The sequence below is a fragment of the Paractinoplanes brasiliensis genome, from assembly GCF_004362215.1.
Taxonomy (GTDB): Bacteria; Actinomycetota; Actinomycetes; order Mycobacteriales; family Micromonosporaceae; genus Actinoplanes; species Actinoplanes brasiliensis.
The window spans coordinates 4,087,730-4,107,916 of record NZ_SNWR01000001.1; the positions used below are offsets into that span (position 1 = coordinate 4,087,730).

The 20,187-nt window shown below is 70.6% G+C and carries 21 protein-coding genes and 1 pseudogene; 17 read left to right on the forward strand and 5 right to left on the reverse strand.

The genetic code is table 11. From position 1 onward, the window contains the following. Positions 1 to 50 precede the first annotated feature (50 nt). From C8E87_RS18320 to C8E87_RS18355, 8 genes and pseudogenes are all read left to right on the forward strand, one after another. Positions 51 to 446, forward strand: a complete 396-nt coding sequence (locus C8E87_RS18320; RefSeq protein WP_133876919.1) for a Fur family transcriptional regulator — start codon at positions 51 to 53, stop codon at positions 444 to 446. A gap of 1 nt (position 447) precedes the next feature. Further along, positions 448 to 1,482, forward strand: coding sequence for a CAF17-like 4Fe-4S cluster assembly/insertion protein YgfZ (ygfZ, locus tag C8E87_RS18325; RefSeq protein WP_133874217.1), 1,035 nt, complete (start codon positions 448 to 450; stop codon positions 1,480 to 1,482). A gap of 10 nt (positions 1,483 to 1,492) precedes the next feature. Continuing rightward, positions 1,493 to 2,326 carry a beta-keto acid cleavage family enzyme gene (locus tag C8E87_RS18330; protein ID WP_133874218.1) on the forward strand — a complete coding sequence of 278 codons (834 nt, stop codon included), beginning with the start codon at positions 1,493 to 1,495 and terminating at the stop codon, positions 2,324 to 2,326. After that, a complete protein-coding gene (locus tag C8E87_RS18335; RefSeq protein WP_133874219.1) occupies positions 2,323 to 3,228 on the forward strand; it encodes an asparaginase in 906 nt (301 codons plus the stop codon). The genes C8E87_RS18330 and C8E87_RS18335 overlap by 4 nt, the downstream gene beginning before the upstream one ends. A gap of 69 nt (positions 3,229 to 3,297) precedes the next feature. Next, positions 3,298 to 3,642, forward strand: a pseudogene (locus C8E87_RS18340) (helix-turn-helix domain-containing protein); the annotation flags it as partial. Between the two features lie 35 nt (positions 3,643 to 3,677). Next, positions 3,678 to 4,124, forward strand: coding sequence for a hypothetical protein (locus tag C8E87_RS18345; RefSeq protein ID WP_133874221.1), 447 nt, complete (start codon positions 3,678 to 3,680; stop codon positions 4,122 to 4,124). Between the two features lie 66 nt (positions 4,125 to 4,190). Next, entirely contained in the window at positions 4,191 to 4,505 is a 315-nt protein-coding gene (locus tag C8E87_RS18350; protein WP_133874222.1) for a DUF2516 family protein, read from the forward strand. Then, entirely contained in the window at positions 4,502 to 5,389 is an 888-nt protein-coding gene (locus C8E87_RS18355; protein WP_133874223.1) for an alpha/beta fold hydrolase, read from the forward strand. Before C8E87_RS18350 ends, C8E87_RS18355 begins: the two co-directional genes overlap by 4 nt. A 1-nt stretch (position 5,390) precedes the next feature. On the opposite strand, the gene C8E87_RS18360 is transcribed toward C8E87_RS18355, so the two are convergent. Continuing rightward, positions 5,391 to 6,449 (reverse strand): PKD domain-containing protein, encoded by a 1,059-nt coding sequence (locus C8E87_RS18360; RefSeq protein ID WP_133874224.1) that lies wholly within the window; start codon positions 6,447 to 6,449, stop codon positions 5,391 to 5,393. A gap of 172 nt (positions 6,450 to 6,621) precedes the next feature. Here C8E87_RS18360 and C8E87_RS18365 point away from each other — a divergent pair, with 172 nt between their 5' ends. Both C8E87_RS18365 and C8E87_RS18370 read left to right on the forward strand, forming a co-directional pair. After that, positions 6,622 to 7,041, forward strand: coding sequence for a hypothetical protein (locus C8E87_RS18365; protein ID WP_133874225.1), 420 nt, complete (start codon positions 6,622 to 6,624; stop codon positions 7,039 to 7,041). Between the two features lie 111 nt (positions 7,042 to 7,152). Further along, positions 7,153 to 7,920: an EI24 domain-containing protein gene (locus tag C8E87_RS18370; protein WP_133876920.1), complete on the forward strand. Its 768-nt coding sequence runs from the start codon at positions 7,153 to 7,155 to the stop codon at positions 7,918 to 7,920. 437 nt (positions 7,921 to 8,357) lie between these two features. Here the strand turns inward: C8E87_RS18370 and C8E87_RS18375 are convergent, their stop codons facing one another. The 3 genes from C8E87_RS18375 to C8E87_RS18385 all read right to left on the reverse strand — a co-directional run bounded on the left by C8E87_RS18375 (position 8,358) and on the right by C8E87_RS18385 (position 11,655). Beyond that, positions 8,358 to 9,368 carry a LacI family DNA-binding transcriptional regulator gene (locus tag C8E87_RS18375; RefSeq protein WP_133874226.1) on the reverse strand — a complete coding sequence of 337 codons (1,011 nt, stop codon included), beginning with the start codon at positions 9,366 to 9,368 and terminating at the stop codon, positions 8,358 to 8,360. 7 nt (positions 9,369 to 9,375) lie between these two features. After that, a complete protein-coding gene (locus tag C8E87_RS18380) occupies positions 9,376 to 10,803 on the reverse strand; it encodes a GH1 family beta-glucosidase (protein WP_133874227.1) in 1,428 nt (475 codons plus the stop codon). Between the two features lie 93 nt (positions 10,804 to 10,896). Further along, entirely contained in the window at positions 10,897 to 11,655 is a 759-nt protein-coding gene (locus C8E87_RS18385; protein WP_133874228.1) for a maleylpyruvate isomerase family mycothiol-dependent enzyme, read from the reverse strand. A gap of 67 nt (positions 11,656 to 11,722) precedes the next feature. Here C8E87_RS18385 and C8E87_RS18390 point away from each other — a divergent pair, with 67 nt between their 5' ends. Beyond that, positions 11,723 to 12,766, forward strand: coding sequence for a UDP-N-acetylmuramate dehydrogenase (locus C8E87_RS18390; protein WP_438866075.1), 1,044 nt, complete (start codon positions 11,723 to 11,725; stop codon positions 12,764 to 12,766). Positions 12,767 to 12,770: 4 nt separating this feature from the next. On the opposite strand, the gene C8E87_RS18395 is transcribed toward C8E87_RS18390, so the two are convergent. After that, complete coding sequence (locus C8E87_RS18395) at positions 12,771 to 13,277, reverse strand: CAP domain-containing protein (protein ID WP_239079780.1); 507 nt, start codon at positions 13,275 to 13,277, stop codon at positions 12,771 to 12,773. Positions 13,278 to 13,679: 402 nt separating this feature from the next. On the opposite strand from C8E87_RS18395, the gene C8E87_RS18400 reads away from it, so the two are divergent. The 6 genes from C8E87_RS18400 (at position 13,680) to C8E87_RS18425 (ending at position 20,184) form a co-directional block, all read left to right on the forward strand. Further along, positions 13,680 to 14,378, forward strand: coding sequence for a response regulator transcription factor (locus C8E87_RS18400; protein ID WP_133874231.1), 699 nt, complete (start codon positions 13,680 to 13,682; stop codon positions 14,376 to 14,378). 96 nt (positions 14,379 to 14,474) lie between these two features. After that, positions 14,475 to 16,820, forward strand: coding sequence for a chemotaxis protein CheW (locus C8E87_RS18405; protein ID WP_133874232.1), 2,346 nt, complete (start codon positions 14,475 to 14,477; stop codon positions 16,818 to 16,820). A 1-nt stretch (position 16,821) separates the two neighbouring features. Further along, positions 16,822 to 17,259, forward strand: a complete 438-nt coding sequence (locus C8E87_RS18410; protein WP_133874233.1) for a chemotaxis protein CheW — start codon at positions 16,822 to 16,824, stop codon at positions 17,257 to 17,259. Then, positions 17,259 to 18,146, forward strand: a complete 888-nt coding sequence (locus tag C8E87_RS18415) for a hypothetical protein (RefSeq protein ID WP_133874234.1) — start codon at positions 17,259 to 17,261, stop codon at positions 18,144 to 18,146. The genes C8E87_RS18410 and C8E87_RS18415 overlap by 1 nt, the downstream gene beginning before the upstream one ends. Then, on the forward strand, positions 18,143 to 19,342 hold the full coding sequence (locus C8E87_RS18420) for a protein-glutamate methylesterase/protein-glutamine glutaminase (RefSeq protein ID WP_133874235.1): 1,200 nt from the start codon (positions 18,143 to 18,145) through the stop codon (positions 19,340 to 19,342). The genes C8E87_RS18415 and C8E87_RS18420 overlap by 4 nt, the downstream gene beginning before the upstream one ends. After that, entirely contained in the window at positions 19,339 to 20,184 is an 846-nt protein-coding gene (locus tag C8E87_RS18425; RefSeq protein WP_133874236.1) for a CheR family methyltransferase, read from the forward strand. The genes C8E87_RS18420 and C8E87_RS18425 overlap by 4 nt, the downstream gene beginning before the upstream one ends. The last annotated feature ends 3 nt before the right edge of the window (positions 20,185 to 20,187 follow it).

Consider the following 20,187-nt stretch of genomic DNA (forward strand, 5'->3'; position numbering starts at 1 on the left):
GCAGCCCGAGGGCGTAACCTGGTGGCGTGTCCGCCACTGCTCTTGCCGCCATGCTCCGCGAGCGTGGCCTGCGGCTCACCCCGCAGCGCCAGCTGATCCTCGAGGCGGTCCACGAGCTGGGCCATGCCACCCCCGAGCAGGTGCACAATCACGTGCGCGAGCGCGCCGCCGGTGTCAACATCACCACCGTCTATCGCACGCTCGAGCTGCTCGAGGAGCTCGGTCTCGTCAACCACACCCACCTGTCGCACGGGTCGCCGACGTATCACGCGGCGGGTGAGGATCAGCACGTTCACCTAGTCTGCCGTGGATGTGGGTCGATCAGTGAGGTAGACCCGAGTGTGATGGAGCCGGTGACCGACCGGCTGCTGAGCGAGCGCGACTTCCGTGTCGACGTGGGCCACGTGTCGCTCTTCGGCGTTTGCGGTGACTGCAAGGAGCTGTGAGATGACCGTGGTGATGGTCGAGGACCTGGACCCCTCGTCCGCCGATGCCGGGGTGCCGGCGCACTACGGCGACCCGATGCGCGAACAGCGCACGCTGGCCACCGCCGTGGGTCTGGTCGACCGTTCGAACCGTGACGTGGTCGCGGTGCCGGGCGAGGAACGGGCCTCCTGGCTGCACACGCTGACCACTCAGCACCTGGCGGATCTGTCGGCGATGCAGGGGACCGAACTTCTGGTTCTCTCCCCGAACGGCCACGTCGAGCAGCACGCCCTGGTGACCGAGGACGGCGCCACGGCCTGGTTGGACACCGAGCCGGGTGCGGGCGCGGGCCTGCTGAAATACCTCGAGATGATGCGCTTCTTCACCCGCGTCGAGCCCCGGGACGCGACGGCCGAGATCGCCGTTCTGTCCCTGGTGGGGCCGGGCGCGGCCGACGTCATCCCCGGTTTGGCCGAGCCACGGATCAACCCGGTGCCGGGCGCCAAGTTCGCTGCCGGCGAGGTTCCGGCCGGGGCGACGAGCCTTTACCCCGTACGGGAAACGGAATTTGGTCTTGCCCGGCGGGTGCCCCTCGGCGTCGACCTGCTCGTCCCGCGCGCCGAGAAAACCGCGGTGGTCGAGAAACTCGGCGTGCCCCTGGCCGGGCTGTGGGCCTACGAGGCGCTCCGGGTCGAGCGGCGCATCCCCCGGCTGGGCTGGGAGAGCGACCACCGCACGATTCCGGCCGAGGCCGAGTTCCTGGCCGCCGCCGTGCACCTCGACAAGGGTTGTTATCGCGGGCAGGAAACGGTGGCCCGGGTGCACCACCTCGGCCGCCCGCCGCGCCGGCTCGCCCTGCTGCACTTCGACGGCATCGCCACCGACCAGCCGCCGGTCCAGGGCACCCCGGTGATCCGGGAGGGCCGCGAGGTCGGCTTCATCGGCACGGCCGTACGCCATCACGAGCTCGGTCTCATCGCCCTCGCCGTGCTCAAGCGCACCGCCACGGACGGGCTGACGGTGGGCGATTCCGTGGTCGCGGTGGAGGAACACTAAGGTCACACCCATGACCGGGACCGTGATCACCGTTGCTCCGACCGGCGCCGAAAGCAGCAAGGCCGACGTGCCCGCGCTGCCTGTCACGCTCGACGAACTCGTGGCCACCGCCAAGGAGTGCGAAGCGCTGGGCGCCGCCATCATCCACGTCCACATCCGGGACGCCGATGCCCGACCGACCCTCGATCAGGGGCGGCTGCGCGCGACCGTTGCCGCGCTGCGCGAGTCGACCGGCCTGATCGTGCAGCTCTCCTCGGGTGGCGCGGTCACCGACCCGGAATCCGACCGGCTGGCCGTGCTCGACGCCGGGCCCGAGATGGCCTCCTGCACGATGGGCACTGTCAACTTCGGTGACGGCGTGTTCATGAACCGCTGGGAGTTCATCGTCGACCTGCACACGCGCATGCAGGACAAGGGCATCGTTCCGGAGTACGAGATCTTCGACCTCGGCCAGCTCACGTCGCTGCAGCGGCTGCTGGGCAAGCACGGGCTGCCGTACGGCGGGCACGTGCACGTCGACCTGGTGATGGGGGTGCCGGGCGGTATGCCGGGCACGGCCGCGGCGCTGGTCGCCTGCGAGCGGGCCCTGCGTGATCTGCCCGAGGGCACGACGTTCTCGGCCACCGGCATCGGGCGCTCCACCATCCCGGTGATGCTGGCCTCGCTGAGCGCGGGCGGTCACCTGCGGGTCGGTATGGAAGACACGATCACGTACGCCAAGGGGCGCCCGGTGGAGTCGAACATGCAGCTCGTCGCGCGGGCGGTCGGGTTCGCCCAGCTGGCCCAGCGCCCGCCGCTGACCGCGCGTGAGACCCGCGAGCTGCTGGGTGTCCCGGCCCGATGATCATTGCTCAGGTTCTGCGCTCGGGTTTCGTGGAAAGCGTTCACCACGGCTCGGTCTTCTCCACCGCCGGCAGCCGTGGGGACGTGGCCAGCCCGATCTTTCCGCGCTCGTCGAACAAGCCGCTGCAGACGGTCGGGATGCTGCGCGCCGGTCTCGTGCCGCGCGACGACGCCGACCTGGCCCTGATCAGCGGCAGCCACTTCGGGGAGCCGTTCCACGTACGCCGGGTCCGCGAAATCCTCGCCGCGGCCGGTCTCGGCGTCGACGCGCTGCGCTGTCCCGCCTCGCTCCCGCTGGCCGAGAGCGCCCGGGACGAGTGGCTGCGTACGGGCGGCGGCCCCGAGCGGGTGCTGATGAACTGCTCGGGCAAGCACGCCGGGATGCTGGCGACCTGCGTGGCCAACGACTGGCCGGTGGAGTCGTACCTCGATCCCGCGCACCCGCTGCAGGTGGCGATCGCCCGCGCGGTGGCCGACCTGGCCGGCGAGAAGATCGCGGCCGTCGGGGTGGACGGCTGCGGCGCGCCGGTGCTCGCGTTGTCGCTCACAGGTCTCGCGCGCGCGTTCGAGCGGCTGGTCACGGCCGAGCCGGGCAGCCACGAGCGCCGGGTGGCCGACGAGATGCGGGCCCACCCCGAGCTGGTGGCGGGCACTGCTGCCGACGACACCGTGCTCATGGCGGCGGTTCCGGGCCTGCTGGCCAAGGGTGGCGCCGAGGGTGTGGTGGCCGTCGCCGTGCCCGGCGCGGGGGCGATCGCCATCAAGATCGACGACGGCGGTATGCGGGCGCGCACCCCCGTTCTCCTCGATGAGCTGGACAAACTCGGCGTCAAGGCGCCGGTGATCGAGGAGCTGATCCTCGGCGGGGGAGAGCCGGTCGGCCGCGTGCGCGCGGTACGGTGACCCGAAACACGCTAGCTGTAGTTAGCGTTTTGCTTGCAACAGCTAGCACCCCGGGCTACCTTCGAAGGCATGGCCACACCCAAGGATCTGCCCGAGGACATCGGCGGTTTCATCCGTGACCTCCGGCAGACCGCCAAGATCTCGCTGCGCCAGCTCGCCGACAAGGCGGGCGTGAGCAACCCGTACCTCAGCCAGATCGAGCGTGGCCTGCGCAAGCCCAGTGCCGAGGTGCTGCAGCAGATCGCCAGCGCGCTGCGGGTGTCGACGCCCGCGATGTACCTGCGGGCGGGACTGCTCGACAGCGAGGGTCAGCAGGGTGTGCTGGCCGCCATCGCGGCCGACCCCGAGCTCACGATCGCGCAGAAGCAGTCGCTGACGCAGATCTACGAGACGTTCCGCAACGAGAACGCGCGCAACAACCCCGCCCAAGAGACTTCCGAGGAGCAGAAATGACCGAGCAGACCAAGACCCGCATCCCCGCCCCGCTGTACGCCGCCGCCGGCGCCGGTGACATCGCCGTCGAGCAGCTGCGCAAGCTGCCCGCCGTGGTCAACGAGCTGAGCGAGCGCGCCGCCGCCTCGCTGCGCACCTACAACGAGCAGGCCGGCACCAAGGCCGCCGAGCTGCGTGACAAGGCTTCCACCACCGACTTCGCCGCGCTGCGGGGCAACGCCGCCAGCGTCGCCACCTCGTTCGCCCAGATCGCCCAGGACCGCGCCGTCGCGGCGTACACCGCCCTGGTCGCCCGCGGTGAGCGCGTCGTCGGCACCGGTGTCGTCGAGGCCGCCGACGTGGTGAACGCCGACATCGAGACCACCGAGGAGCCGGCCGCCATCGAGTCCGCCCCGGCCGAGGCCAAGCCGAAGCCGCGCAAGCGCGCCGCCACCACCAAGTGACAACCGAGCACGACATGATCAGCGGGGCCCGGCATGCGCTGGGCCCCGCGGCATAGACTTCCCCTCATGGCCTCCTCCGCGCCGATCTTCTACGCCGCCGTTGTCGGCTACCTCAACCTGCTCATTCTCATCCTGTCGCTGGTGGTGCAGGCTGTCGCGTTGATCCACTGTCTGACTCAGCGGGGCGACGGGTTCCAGGCCATCGGCACGCTGCCCAAGGGCGCGTGGGCGGCGATCCTCGCCATCTGCATCGTCCTCACGCTGCTGATCAGCGGCGCGATCGGCATCTTCAGCCTGATCGGCATCGCCGCCGCCCTGATCTATCTGCTCGACGTCCGGCCCGGCCTCAAGGACCTGTCGGACGGCAAAGGCTTCTGGTGAGGCGGTTCGGCCCGCCACCGCCCGACGGCGGGCCCCGTCTTCATCGCGCCGACCCCACCGGCCCGCGCTCGGGCCGGCCGACGCTTCCCGGCCCACCCACCGAGATCATTTCAACCCCTTCCGGCGTACGCCTGGAGGAGCTGATCACCGGCGTCGGCGAGCCCGTCACGGTGTTCGCGCACGGGCTGGGCGGCGACATCTCCGGCACCCGCCCGTTGGGCAGCGCCGTCCTCGGCCGCCGGGTCTTCTTCCATTTCCGGGGTCACGGCCGCTCTGACGCCCCGGTCGGCCCCTGGAGTTTCGCCGATCTGGCCGATGACCTGCGCGGGGTGGCGGACCTGTCCGGCGCGACCCGGGCGCTCGGTGTCAGCATGGGGGCGGCCGCACTGTGCCGGCTGCTCAGCGAGGCCCCCGAGAGGTTCGAGCGGGTCGTCTTCTATCTGCCCGCGCCGCTCGACGGCACCCGCCCCGCCGCCGCGGAGACCCGCATCGAGCGGCTGCTCGCCGCAGTGGAGTCGGGCGAGGCGGCGTCGATCGCGGCCGCCGTCGAGGCCGAGCTGCCGCCCTCGGTGCGCAACACCCCGACCGGCTGGAGCTTCCTGCGGCAGCGGGTCGAGCAGCTGCAGCGCGACGGCCTGGCCTCCGAGCTCACGACACTGTGGCACGAGCCCGCCGTGCCCGACGAGGCGGCCCTCGGCGCCTTCCGCGGCCGCGCGCTGGTGCTCGGCTGCCTCGGCGACGAAGCACACCCCGCCGCCTGGGCCGAACGGCTGGCGTCGTTGCTCCCCGACGCCGACCTGCACATCTACGACCGGCCGGCCGTCCTGTGGAACAACCGGGCCGAGCTGCGCACGCGGATCTCGACGTTCCTCAACAACGGCTGAGTCAGCTGGCCAGCCAGACCGGGACGTAGTACTCCGTGCTGCTCCAGTTGGCGACCTTGTCGAGGGCCACGGGCCAGATCTCCAGGTGCCAGCCCTTCGCCAGCCCGGCCACCGGACGGGTGGCCCACGTGCCGTTGGCGGCGACCGAGGCCCTGTCCTCCACCCCGGCCGGGAGCTGCGAGAGGTTCTGTCCCGTGTAGCGCAGCCAGGACTTGGTCTGGAAGTTGTAGATGTACATGCCCTTGGCGTCGTTCCACTTGAGGACGATCGTGCTCACGTAGTCGACGCCGGCGTGCGCATCGCTCGCGGTGCCCCGGATCGTCGTCCAGGAACTCGCCTTGTTGGGGCTGGCCGGGAACTTCACGGCGACCTTGGGCGCCGTCTTGTCGTAGAGGACGTCGAGCGGAACGGCCGTACGCTCGACCGCCTGGCCGGACTTGTTCTTGAGCTCCACCTTCGGCGCGAACGTGCCCTTGGTGAAGTAATGCGGCACGGTTGGCGAATCGGCGCCCTTGCGCAGCAGGGTGAACTCGTTGTCGGGCCAGCTCACCCACGCCTCGGCGGTGTCGGTCGGCAGGCCGGTCGGGGCGAAGACAGCCTCGACGCTGTAGTCGTGGGGGAGATTGTCCGTCCCGATGTAGGTGTTGGTGTAGATCGGGTTCTTCTGCCAGCCCAGCGTGCCCGTCGCCGTCGCCACCACGACCGTGGCCGGCTCGAGCGTGCCGGTGCCCTCGACCGTCCCGTCGTTCAGCGTGACGCTCACCGTGAAGCTGCCACCGGTGGCGTACGTGTGTGTCCAGCTCGTGGAGCCGGCCTCGGCGGTCTGTGCGGGAGTGTCGTCTCCCCAGTCGATGACGCGGCTGATCGCCGCGGGCTCGACGTCGTCGTCCTCGAGGGCGCTCTGCGTCAGCGTCACCGTCTGACCGGCCCAGATCGAGGTCGAGCTCAACGCGTACGTGCCGGTCGGCGCCTCACCGGCCGCGAGCGCGGGCGAGGCGAGGCCCACTGCCAGGGACGCGGCAAAAAGGGCAGGTAGGGCGCGACGGAAAACGAGTTTCATGGATCCCCCGTTGGTGTGCCGACCCCTCCCGACAGAGGGGAGCCAGCGGACAGTACCGGTCGCCCTCCTCATTGATCAAGCCCGTTCTGCCTGCTGAGCCGTAACCTTCTTCACCCTTGGCGGCGTTGTTTACATCGTGCGCCTTTCCCCCAAATCCGTCTTTGTCGGACTCGTGGCGGTCGGCTTGCCGGCCGCCGTCATGATCGGCTGGACCTTGGCCGCGCCCGAGAAACGCCCCGCTGCAGTGGGCGCCCCCGGCGGCGAAGGCACCCTGGGCGCCGCTCCCACCTCGCCGAAAAGGGAGCCGGTGGCTGTTCGCTACACGGCCCGGCCCTACCGCCCACCCGTCCCCGCCACGGCCAGCGCCCCCGGCTCCATCACGGTCGCGCCGTCGTCATCCCCGATCCCGACGACCCTTGTGCCCTCGCCGTCGCCGTCCCTCACGCCGTCCACAACCCCGTCGGACGACGGCTTGCCGCCGCTGACACTGCCCCCGGTCCCGACCCCGACCGAGATCAGCACCCCGCCGAGCTGGGAGCCGTCGCCGTCACCGTCCGAACCCCCGTCCGCGGAGCCGCCGTCCTTCCCGTGATTGTCCGGGGCCGGTGAGGCACGGCCCCAGGCGAAGCTTTCCCGGCTGCTTTACTCTTCTGGCGTGAATGCCGATGCCGCCCGGCCGCTGGGTGCCGCCAAGCAGTTCGCGATGGGTGCCGGGCTGCTCGGGCGCGGGCTCGGCCTGGTGTTGCGCAACCCCAAGCTGCTCGGTCTGGGACTCATCCCGGCGGTGATCTCCGGGTTCCTCTACGCCACCGCGCTTTTCTTCCTGATCGACTATCTGCCGCAGCTGTCGCGGTCGGTCACCTGGTTCGCCGACGGGTGGAGCGAGTGGGCACGTGACCTCGTGCAGGTGCTCGGGGGCATCGGGCTGCTCGGGGTGGCGGTGCTGCTCGGCGTGCTCACGTTCACGGCGGTCACGCTGTTGATCGGTGACCCTTTCTACGAGCGGATCTCGGAGCTGGTCGAGGATCGTTTCGGGGGCGTGCCCGACGAGGTCGAGGTCGGGTTCTGGCCGTCGTTGCGGCGCAGCCTGATCGACTCGCTGCGGCTGATCGGGCTGTCGATCCTGATCGGCGTCCCGCTGTTCCTGTTCGGGTTCGTGCCGGTGATCGGGCAGACCGTCGTTCCGGTGCTGGGTGGCGCTGTGGGTGGGTGGTTGCTCGCCGTCGAGCTGACCGGGGTGCCGTTCCAGCGGCGTGGGCAGCGGCTGCGGCACCGGCGGGCCGTGCTGGGGGCGAACCGGCCGCTGGCGCTCGGCTTCGGTGTGGTTGTGTTCTGCTGCTTCCTGATTCCGCTGGGCGCGATCCTGCTGATGCCGGCCGCGATCGCGGGCGCCACGCTGCTCGCCAGGCAGTCGCTGGGCCACCCGGTCCAGGCCGCGGGCGGGCGAGCGGACCAGCAAGTCAGCCGGTGACGCGAGACCGGCGCTGAGCCGGCGGCGCGAGAACAGCAGCGCGGGAACAGCAGCGCGGGAACAGCAGCGCGGGAACAGCGGCGCGGGAACAGCGGCGCGGGAACAGCAGCGCCAGGACGGCGGCGCGAGGGCAGCGGTGCGGGACCGAGATATGAGGGCGGCGACGTAAAGCCGCGACGCAAAGCCGCGACGCAAAGCCGCGACGCAAACCGCGACGCAAAACCACGGCGCGAGAACGGCGGCGCGAAACAGCAGCGCCAGGACGGCGGCGCGAGGGCAGCGGTGCGGGACCGAGATATGAGGGCGACGACGCAAAGCCGCGACGCAAAACCGTGGCGCGAGAACGGCGGCGCGAGAACGGCGGCGCGAGAACGGTGACGCGGGAACGGCGAGGAGTGGCGTCCGGGCCGGAGAAGCGGTCCGGGGAGGCGGGCCGCTCAGGCGGACTCGCGGACCACGAGCTCGGTCGGCAGGACCACGGCGTCGGGCAGCCCGGGCACACCGTTGATCAGGCCGAGCACTTGGCGGGCCATCGTGCGGCCCATGTCGGCGATCGGCTGGCGAACGGTGGTGAGCGGCGGGTCGCTGTAGCGGCTTATCTCGAAGTCGTCGAAGCCGATCACCGCCACGTCCGCGGGGACCCGGCGTCCGGCGTCCTTGAGGGCGAGCAGAGCCCCGTGCGCCATCATGTCGCTGGCCACGAACACAGCGTCGAGCTGAGGGTCGTCGAGAAGCAGCCGGCGCATCGCCGCGATGCCGGACTCTCGGGTGAAGTCGCCGAACTGCACGTGCTGGGTCAGGCCGGCCTCGTCGAGGGTGGCGCGGTAGCCGGCCAGGCGGTCGATGCCGGCCACCATGTCCTGCGGGCCGGCGATGGTGGCGATCCGGCGGCGGCCGCCGGCGACCAGGTGGCGTATGCCCGCGGCGACCCCGCCGAAGTGGTCGACGTCGACGTACGGCACGTCGGGGCCCCCGATGGGGCGGCCGCTGCAGACGACGGGGATGCCGAGGCGGGCCAGGTTGCCCGGCAGTGGGTCGGCGCCGTGCATGGAGGCGAACATGACACCGTCGACGTGGCCCGCCACCGCGTACCGTTCGACCCGGCCGTGGCTTTTCGATGAGCCCGCCATCATCAGCACGAGCTGTTTGTCGGCCGCTTCGAGCTCGACGCCGACGCCCCGGATGATCGCCGGGAAGAAGAGGTCGTCGGAGAACACGCGGTTGGCGGTCTCGGGCAGGATCAGCGCGATCGACTCGGTGCGCTGGGTGACGAGGCTGCGGGCGGCCTGGTTGGGCACGTACCCGAGCTCGTCGACGGCCCGGGTGACCGCCTCACGGATGGAGGCGGCCACCGAGGTCGAGCCGTTGACGACGCGGGAGACGGTCGCCCGGGACACCCCGGCGCGGCGCGCCACTGCTTCCAGGGTCGGCCGCTCCCGCGTCACCACAGATCGCTCACCCCTCGTCAGAATCCGGCGCGGCGATGCCGTTGCGCCGGATCACCTCCCGGTACCACTTCGCGCTGTCCTTCAGGGTGCGCTTCTGCGTCGCGTAGTCGACGTGCACGACCCCGAACCGCTTGCGGTATCCCTCGGCCCACTCGAAATTGTCCATGAGCGACCAGACGAAGTAACCACGCAGATCGACACCGGCCGCCAGGGCATCATGGCAGGCGCGCAGGTGGCCGTCGAGGTAGTCGACGCGGCGGGCGTCGTGGACCTCGCCGTCGGCCGACGGGCCGTCGGGGTACGCCGCGCCGTTCTCGGTGATCATCAGCGGGACGCCGGGGTAGTCGTCGTTGATCCGCGTGAGCAGGCGGGTCAGGGCGGACGGCTCGATGCGCCAGTTCATGTCGGTGACCGGGCCGTCGGACGCGTGCCAGGCGATGCCTTCGCTGCCGGGCTGGTCCAGCGAGGCCGGGGCGCCGGGCTTGGCCGACACGTACGAGGGTTGATAGAAGTTGATCCCCAGCACGTCGAGCGGCGCGCTGATCGTGGCCAGGTCGCCGTCGGCGATGTACGACAGGTCGGTGAACCGCGAGATGTGCTCGATCATGTCGGCCGGGTACTGACCCTTGAACAGCGGGTCGAGGAACATCCGGTTGGACAGCCCGTCGATGATCCGTACGGCTTCCCGGTCGGCCGGGTTGGCCGGGTCGACGGGCAGCGCGACGTTCGGGTTGAGTGTGATGCTGATGCTCTGGGCGCCCGCGGAACGGAGCGCCTGGGCCGCCAGGCCGTGACCGAGCAGCAGGTGGTGGATCGCGGCGAAGACGGCCGCCGGGTCCTGCTTGCCGGGCGCGTGCACGCCGCTGCCGTAACCGAGGTAGGCCGAGCACCACGGCTCGTTCAGCGTGGTCCACGTCTTGACCCGGTCGCCGAGGCGGGCGTGGACGATCTGCGCGTACTCGGCGAAGGCTTCAGCGGTCAGCCGGTTGGCCCAGCCGCCCAGGTCCTCGAGGGTCTGCGGCAGGTCCCAGTGGTAGAGCGTGACGACCGGGTCGATGCCCTTGCCGAGCAGTTCGTCGGTGAGCCGGTCGTAGAAGTCCAGACCTTTGACGTTGACCGGGCCGGTGCCGTCCGGCTGGATGCGCGGCCAGGCGACCGAGAACCGGTACGACGCCAGGCCCAGGTCCGCCATCAGCGCCACGTCGTCGACGTAACGGTGGTAGTGGTCGCAGGCGACGTCGCCGGTGTGCCCCTGGTGGACGCGTCCCGGCGTACGGCTGAAGGTGTCCCAGATCGACGGGCCGCGACCGTCTTCCCGCGCCGCGCCCTCGATCTGGTACGACGCCGTGGCAGCGCCCCAGATGAAGCCGTCGGGGAAGGTGATCGCGGCGAGGGCCGGCTGCGCCGACGTGGTGGGCGTGACGGTGGCCGTCATGCGTTCCCCGCTTCCTGTGCGAGTTCAACTTAACCGGTTAATGATAGGGGCGATGTTGGACGCCGCCAGACCGGTAAGTCGAATGTAAGCCGGTCAGCCGGTACGCAGGGCGGAGATGAGACGAGGATCCCCGGTCATTACCAGGCGATCCGTACGCAGGCGACCCATCAGCATCAGCAGCAAGTCGCTCGCCGTGCCGGTGGCCTGCGCGCGGGCGTGGTGATCGTCGGAGTCGAGGATCGTCATCGTGTCGAGCAGGGCCACCCCGGCCCCGCGCAGCCGCACGAACCACTCGTAACCGGCGTCGTTGGCCACCAGGTGCACCACGCCGTGCAGGTCGGTCGGGCCCTTGCGGCGGCCGGCGGGCAGCCAGGTGTCGAGCACCTCGCTCACGCCGTCGGCGGCCAGCTTGGTCTCGATCGGGGTCGGGCGCTCGGCCGCGGACTCGGCGTCCCAGCGGTGCACCGAGACCTCGTGAGCCGTGCGGCGCTGCCAGAACGCCGCCTTTTTGGCCTGCGGCGCCCAGTTCCACGCCGGGAAGTCGGCGTCGAGGGCTTCGAGCGTCTCGATCGTGCCGGTGAGCTCGCGGCGCAGCCCGTCGAGCGCGGCGTCCCACTCGGGGCGCGGCGGGGTCTGCGGCTGGCCGGGACGCTCGGTGACGCCCCGGGGCGCGATCTCGCGGATCCAGTGCAGCTGGGTGGTGAGGTGCTCGACGAGGTCGGCGACCGTCCACCCGGGGCAGCCGGGCACGGCCGCCTCGGGCCCGGCCTGGGCAACCGCGTCCTGCAGCGCGGGGCTGTCGGCCCGCAGCGCCGCGAGCCAGAAGTCCTTCGTCGCGTGCAGCCTGTTCATCGCGATTCTCTCCCGCTCCACCGGACCGCCGATAGACGCCCGAACCGTTGAGCCTAGGGTGGTTGGCGTGCCTGACGTTACCGCCGCCCCGCAAATCGTCCTGTCGGCGTACACGACGCTACGCCTCGGCGGCCCAGCCGGCATCCTGACGGTCGCCACCGACACGGACCAAGTGGTGGCAACGGTTCGTCGTGCCACCGAGGAAGGCCTGCCGTTGCTGGTTCTGGCCGGCGGCAGCAACGTGGTGATCGGCGACGGAGGGTTCGACGGCACTGTCCTGTTGCTGCGTACCCGGGGCGTACGCGTCGTCGAGGAGCGCGAGGACAGCGTCGTGCTGCGGGTGGCCGCGGGTGAGCCGTGGGACGACCTGGTGGCGTACGCGGTGGAAAAGGGTCTTTCGGGCATCGAGTGTCTGAGCGGCATTCCGGGCTCGGCCGGCGCGACGCCGATCCAGAACGTCGGGGCGTACGGGCAGGAGGTCGCTCACACGATCGTGGCGGTGCACGCGTACGACCGCCAGGCCGGGACGCTGCGGGCGATGTCCCCGTCGGAGTGCGGCTTCGCCTATCGGGCCAGCGTCTTCAAGCACAGTGATCGTTACGTGGTGGTGGAGGTCGACTTCCGGCTGGCCCGTTCGCCCGAGTCCGCCCCGATCCGCTATGCCGAACTGGCCCGGCACCTCGGCGTTGAGGCGGGTGACCGGGTGCCGTTGCGGCAGGCACGAGACACCGTACGCAGTCTGCGCGCGCGGAAGGGCATGGTGCTCGACGCGGACGATGCCGACACGTGGTCGGTCGGTTCGTTCTTCACCAACCCGGTGGTCAGCGCCGAGCAGTGGGCCGCACTGGGCCTGGACGCCCCGCACTGGCCGGGCGAGGACGGCACGGTGAAGATCCCGGCGGCCTGGCTGATCGAGCGGGCCGGCTTCCCCAAGGGCTTCGCCGGCGACGGGGTGGCCATCTCGACCAAGCACACCCTGGCGCTGACCAACCGCGGCACCGGCACCACCGAGTCCCTGCTCGCGCTGGCCCGCACCGTACGCGACGGGGTACGCGACCGGTTCGGCGTCGAGCTGCACCCCGAGCCCGTCCTGGTCAACTGCAAGCTCTGAGGCCTCAGTCCCAGCCGAAGACCTGTGTGTAGTAGGGCACGCCGTTGGCCGCGTAGACGACACCGGCGCCGATCGACTTGGCGCCGCAGTTGAGCATGTTGGCGCGGTGCCGCGGGCTGGCCATCCACGCGTCGACCACCTCGCGCGCGGTGCGGTAACCCCAGGCGATGTTCTCGCCCGACGGCTGCTCGTACCCGGCCAGGTGGGACCGGCGTACGAAGGTGGTGCCGTCGCGCCAGACGTGGCTGAACACGCCGGTGCGGGCCATGTAGAGGCTCTGCCGTACGGAGGCGACCGTCAGCTCCCGGTCGACCGTGAGCCGGCGGCACCCGTGGGCCCAGCGCTGCCGGTTGGTCATCGTGACGACCTGGGACATCAGGGTGCGCGGGGCGACAACCGTGGTCGCGGCGCCCGGGGGCGTGGGCGGCACCGGCACCGTGGCGTGCGCCGGAGCGGCTACGGCGAATGCGATCGCCGGCCCGGCCACCAGCGCGATGAGGTGTCGCAGCACAGCATGCTCCTCTCCTGGGCTAGGTCGCCCACCTAGGAATATCGGAGCTGTTATCAGGCCGTACGTCCCTTCTTTGCTGGAAACCGGCATGAACGGTGCAGAACATGTCAGTCTGAGGGGCTTGGCGATCTCGGCCGACATGGGCACGGATGCCGTCCGACCGGCCGCGCCCGGAAAGGCGAACAGCGGCGTGGGGAAACGGATAGCCCGGTAATCTGTAACTGTCCGTAAATAGACCGTGACATCACGCTATCGTGGCTTTGCGCGGTTGATTCCGCCGCCGGCGGTCGCCGGAGCCGAACAGACGACACCGACCCTCCACCGGGCGCCGGCCGGCGTGCGGGCGGACGGTCGTGTCCGGACCCGAGTGCGTGCGAGGGGTGGGGGCATGGTGAACACAGGATGAGTCGCCTACTCGTCGTCGAGGACGATCCGGACATCGCGCTGGCCCTGCGGTTGCTGTTCAGCCGTGCGGGTTACGAGGTGGCGCACGCCGGCGACGGCCGTGCGGGGCTCAAGGAGGCGTACGCCGAACACCCCGACCTGGTGGTGCTCGACGTGGGCCTGCCCGAGATGGACGGCTGGCAGGTGCTGGAGCGTCTGCGCGACGTCTCGGACGTGCCGGTGCTGGTGCTGACCGCGCACGGGCAGGAGGCCGAGAAGGTGCGTGGGCTGCGCGGCGGCGCCGACGACTACCTCACCAAGCCGTTCGCCAACAACGAGCTGCTGGCACGCGTCGAGGCACTGCTGCGGCGCTCGTCGAGCGGGCAGAACAGCTGGGCCAGCCAGGTCTACGACGACGGGCTGGTGCACCTCGACCCGACCAAGCGCCGGGTCTACGTCAAGGGCGACGAGAAACGCCTCACCCCGACCGAGTTCCGGCTGCTCAACGCGCTGGTCCGGCATGCCGGGGCGGTGCTCAGCCCGAACCAGCTGCTGACTCAGGCCTGGGACGACCCGACCGGCATCGGCCAGGAGCGGGTCAAGTTCGCTGTGCTGCGCCTGCGCCGCAAGCTCGGCTGGTCCGACCCCGACGATTCACCCATCGAGTCCGTACGTGGATTCGGTTACCGCTACCGCCGTCCCGGCGGAGAGGCCTGAAACGAGGTTTCCCGTGGGTTGTGGTCTGGGTCTCCTCAGGTGGCCGGGCCGACAACCGATGAGGGCCTTGGGGACGCGAGCAGGAGGTAATGAAGCGTGGAAGATCTTGGTGAAATCGTTGGCGAATTCCTCATGGAGAGCCACGAGAACCTGGACCAGATCGACCGTGACCTGGTCGAGCTCGAGCAGGATCCCAACTCCCGGGACCTGATCTCGCGCATCTTCCGGGCGATCCACACGATCAAGGGAACCAGCGGCTTCCTGGCCTTCAGCCGCCTCGAAAGGCTGGCCCACGCGGGTGAGTCGCTGCTGTCCAAGCTGCGCGACGGTGTCATGCCGGTGACGCCCACGACGATCTCCACCCTGCTCGCCACCATCGACGGCGTCCGCTCGATCCTGGCCTCCATCGAGGAGACGCAGGCCGAGGGCGACGTCGACATCGACAGAATCATCGAGCAGGTCAACGCGCAGATGCAGACCGGCGAGGCGGCCCCGCCGGCCGCCGCGGCGCCCGCCGCCGAGCCGGCCGAGCAGCCCGAGAAGCTCGAGGAGAGGCCGGCGCGTCCGGCGCCCGAGCCGGTGGAGAACCAGCGCAAACCGATCGGCGAGATCCTGGTCGAGACCGGCGCCGCGCAGGCCTCCGACGTCGGCTCCGCGCTCGCCCAGCAGATCGAGGGCGACGAGCGCAAACTCGGCACGATCCTGCTCGACGAGGGCAAGGCCCAGCCGGCCGCGGTCAGCGAGGCGTTGCAGGCCCAGACCCCCAAGCGCAGCATCGCCGACAGCGCCATCCGGGTCGACGTCGACCTGCTGGACACGCTGATGAACATGGTCGGTGAGCTGGTGCTCGCCCGTAACCAGCTGGTCCGCGGCGTGATGGAGACCGGCGACGCCACCCTCGTACGCAGCGCCCAGCGGCTCGGCATGATCACCAGTGAGCTGCAAGAGGGCATCATGAAGACCCGCATGCAGCCCATCGAGCACATCTGGTCGAAGCTGCCCCGAGTCGTCCGCGACCTGAGCCAGTCGCTCGGCAAGCAGGTCCAGCTGGTCATGCAGGGCAAGGAGACCGAGCTCGACCGCAGCCTGCTCGAGGCGGTGAAGGACCCGCTGACCCACCTCGTCCGCAACGCTGTCGACCACGGCATCGAGAACCCGGACCAGCGGATCGCGGCCGGCAAGGACCCCGAGGGCACGCTCACGCTGCGCGCCTATCACGAGGGCGGGCACGTGGCGGTCGAGGTCGCCGACGACGGCGCCGGCCTCAACGTGGAGCGGATCGCGCAGAAGGCGGTCGAGAACGGCCTGCTGCGCGCCGATCAGATCCCGAACATGGACCGACGCGACATCATGGCGATGGTCTTCCAGCCCGGCTTCTCGACCGCGGCCAAGGTGACCAACGTGTCCGGCCGCGGCGTCGGCATGGACGTCGTCAAGACCAACATCGAGAACATCGGCGGCGCGGTCAGTGTCGACTCGACCCCCGGCGAGGGCACCGTCTGGCGGCTCACCATCCCGCTGACGCTCGCCATCATCCAGGCGCTCACCGTGGACTGCGGCGATCAGCGGTACGTCGTCCCGCAGGTCGCGGTGCTGGAACTGGTCTTCATCGACGGCCAATCCACCAAGATCGAGTACGCGTCCGGAGCCCCCGTCTACCGGCTTCGGGGCAAACTTCTTCCCCTCGTACGCCTGGACCGCGCGCTCGGTCTCGACGTGGGTGGCGACCAGGGCGTCTACATCATGGTGCTGCAGGCCGACGGACGGCGCTTCGGCCTGGTCGTCGATCGCGTGCTCAACACCGAGGAAGTCGTGGTCAAGGCGCTCAACTCGAGGTTCAAGGACATCGGCCTGTACGCCGGGGCGACCATCCTCGGCGACGGCAAGGTGGGCCTGATCCTCGACGTCTCCTCGCTGGCCCGGCGCAGCCACCTGACGGCCGACGCCGAACGGCAGAACCTCGAGGCCTCGTCGCGGGCGTCCGGGGCCGGCGGCTCCGGCGAGCGGCTGCTGGTCACCGCGGTCGGCGAACGCCGGGTGGCGATCCCGCTCGACACGGTCACCCGGCTCGAGGAGTTCCCCCGGGACCGGATCGAGCACGCCGGTTCCCGCGAGGTCGTGCAGTACCGCGGCCAGATCCTGCCCCTGGTGCGGTTGTCGCACCTGCTCGGGGCGTACGGGGAGGAACCGGAGGGCGACAACGTCTCGGTCGTCGTCTACAGCGAGGGAGCCCGCAGCGTGGCGCTGGTGGTTGACCGGATCGTGGACATAGCCGAGAACTCGACCACGGCCCGCCGGGACGCGGAGGAGGACGGGCTGGTCGGGACCGCGGTCATCCAGCAACGCGTGACCGAGCTGCTGGACGTGCGCCGGGCGATCCTGGCCGCCGACCCGAACTTCTACACCGACCTGGAAAACGACGAGCTGCTGGTGGAGGCCTGAGATGGCGAGCCGTCAGTTCGCCACCTTCGAGGTGGCGGAGCAGCTCTTCGGGGTCGAGGTGCACACGGTGCAGGAGGTGCTCTCGTACAACGAGTACACCCCTGTGCCGCTCGCGCCGCCGGCCATCGGCGGGCTCTTCAACCTGCGCGGTCAGGTGATCGCCGCGGTCGACCTGCGGGTCCAGCTCGGCCTGGCCCGCAAGGCGCTCGAAGGCCCGGTGATGAACGTGATCCTGCGCGGCGACGGTGAGCCGGTGAGCCTGGTGGTGGACCGGATCGGCGAGGTGGTGGACCTCGACGACGACACGTTCGAGCCGCCGCCGGACACGCTCAGCGGGCCCACCCGCGACCTCGTGGTGGGCACGTTCAAGCTCGACGGGCGGCTGATGCTGGCCCTCGACGTGAACGCGGCCGTCGACACGTACCGCGCCACGACCTGATGTACAGCCTCGTCAGCGCCCCGGTGCTCGGCTTCGACCTGACCCGTCTCACCGGCGGGTCGGCCACGGCCGAGGTCGTGCTGCGCGGATTGCGGTTGCAGACCGCGGACCTCCCGCTGCTGGCCGAACGGCTGCCGGACGAGGACACGCGGGGCCCGCTGTGGGTCGAGGTGGAGAGCGCGGCCCGCCGGATGCCGTCGCTCAAGGGCCTGAACAAGGACGACGCGGCCGCAAGCCTGGCCCTGGTCGAGCGCGCCCCGATCGGCACGGTCGACGCGCTGCTGACCTGCCTGCGGTACGACGTGATGGCGTGGACCTGGACGGGGACGGGCCGCGACGCCCAGCAGTCCGAGGTCGCGGCCGCGGCGACCGCCCTGATCTGCGACGCCGCCGTGGCCAGCTACCTGCGCGAGGTGCTCGACGCCGACACCCGCCGCCGGCTCGGGGCCGGCTGGGTCGCGGCCATGCGCAAGCTGCCGGTCGGCGCCCCGATCGACCTGGGCCCGCACCACTACACGGTGTCGGCCCTGCTCGACCGGCTGCGCTCGCTGCGGTCGAGCGATCTGGCCCGGCTGCTCACCTCGGCCGAGGACGCCCGCCGCAACGCCGGTGGCTGGTCCCCGGCCGTTCATTCGGCTTCCTGGGCGGCCTATCTCTCGGATCGGGTCCGAACGGCCGCCGCAGCGCAGATGCTGTTGGTGCAGGCCGTCGACACGGCCGCCATTCCCCTGGCCGATCGGGCCGGCGGCGTGTGGAACATGCTCAGCGGCGCGGTGCAAGCGCTCGTGGTGCGGGATCTGCTCGACACCTCGACCGCGCACCGGCTGCTGGCCCCCGTCGTGGCCGCGCTCGGGCCCGCGTGGCTGGGTCAGGAGGTGGGCAGGTGATTTCGGTCCTCGTTGTCGACGACTCGGTGGTTGTCCGCCGGCTGATCGTCGACGCTCTCGGCGGCGCCGAGGACATCGAGGTCGTCGGCACGGCGTCCAACGGGCTGCTGGCCCAGGCCAAGATCGATCAGCTCAAGCCCGACGTGATCACGATGGACATCGAGATGCCGCAGATGGACGGCATCAGCGCGGTCCGCGAGCTGCGCAAGCGGCACAAGCAGATCCCCGTGATCATGTTCAGCACGCTCTCGGCGTCGGGCGCGACGGCCACCCTGGAGGCGCTCTCGGCGGGCGCGACCGACTACGTGACCAAGCCGAGCAACGTCGGCTCGGTCAACGAGTCGATCAAGGCGGTCCGCGACGAGCTCGTGCCCAAGATCTATGCGCTGGCCGGCCGGCGCCGTCCGGCGGCCGGCCCGGCTGGTCCGCCGGCCCGGCCCGGCACCCCGGCCGCGCCCGGCCGTCCGCTGGCCGGACGGCCCGGCTCTGCCCCTCCGCGGGCGGGACTGCCGCCGGCGGCTGGGCGCCCGGGCGTGACGCCCGCCGGTTCCGGTGCCACCCGTCCGGCCGCCGCGCCGCGCCGGATCGCGCCCGGCGGACGCATCGACATCCTGGCGATCGGCTCGTCGACCGGCGGCCCGGACGCACTGACCAAGGTGCTGCAGGGCATCCCGGCCGACTTCCCGGTGCCCATCGTCGTCACCCAGCACATGCCCCCCGTCTTCACCAGGATGTTCGCCGAACGACTCGACCGCAGCACTCCGCTGCGGGTGGTCGAGGCCGGGGACGGCATGGAGCTGTCGCCCGGCTGGGCCTACATCGCTCCGGGGGATCAGCACCTGGTGTTTCATCGCCGGGGAACGGCCACGCTGACGCAGCTCAGCGGTGCACCCCCCGAGAACTCCTGCCGCCCGGCCGTGGACGTCATGTTCCGGTCCGTCGCGGCCCTCTACGGCGCATCGGCGTATGCGACCGTGCTCACCGGAATGGGACATGACGGACGAGGTGGTGCGAAGGTGCTGAGAGACGCGGGGGCCGAGGTGCTGGCACAGGACGAGGCCACCTCGGTGGTGTGGGGCATGCCGGGCGCCGTAGTCGGCGCGGGACTGGCGGACGAGGTGTTGCCGCTCGACCGGATCGCCGCGCACCTGGTGAACCGGGTCAAGTCCGGCCGGTCGGCGGCGGTGGCCCGATGACGCTCTCGCAGGCCGAGTTCAACTTCGTATCGCAGCTCGTTCGGCGCGAGGCCTCGATCGTGCTCGCGCCCGGCAAGGAATACCTGGTCGAGGCGCGGCTCATCCCGGTGGCCAGGGCGGTGGGCGCGGCCAACGTCAACGAGTTCCTGGCCGACCTGCAACGCCGCCCCGACCCGGCCCGGCAGCGCAAGATCATCGACGCGTTGACCACGAACGAGACGTCGTGGTTCCGCGATCGGGAGCCGTTCACGGCGCTCACCGAGGTCGTCCTGCCCGAGCTGGTCAAGTCGCGCGGCGCGACCCGCAAGCTACGGGTCTGGTCGGCGGCCAGTTCCAGCGGTCAGGAGGCGTACAGCCTGGCCATCACCATGCAGGAGAACCTGCCGCCGGGTTGGAACTACGAGATCATGGGCACCGACATCTCGACCGAGATGGTCAAGCGGGCCGAGACCGCCGAGTACAGCCAGGTCGAGGTGAACCGGGGCCTGCCGGCGGCGCAGCTGGTGCAGTACTTCGAGCGGGCCGGCGCACACTGGCGGATCACTCAGGCGCTGCGCCGCAACGTGTCGTTCCGGCTCATGAACCTCACCGCGCCGCTGCCGGCGATGCAGCCGTTCGACGTCATCTTCCTGCGCAACGTCCTCATCTACTTCGATGTCGCGACCAAGCGCACCGTGCTGCAGAACGTCGCCAAGCTGCTCCGCCCGGACGGCTGGCTGTTCCTGGGCGCAGCCGAGACCACGATCGGCATCGACGACAACTACGAGCGTGTGGCCGCCGGCCGCACCTCCGCCTACCGAGTCCGAAGCGGGGCGTCCGTGGGCGCCGCGAGAAGGGGATGACGC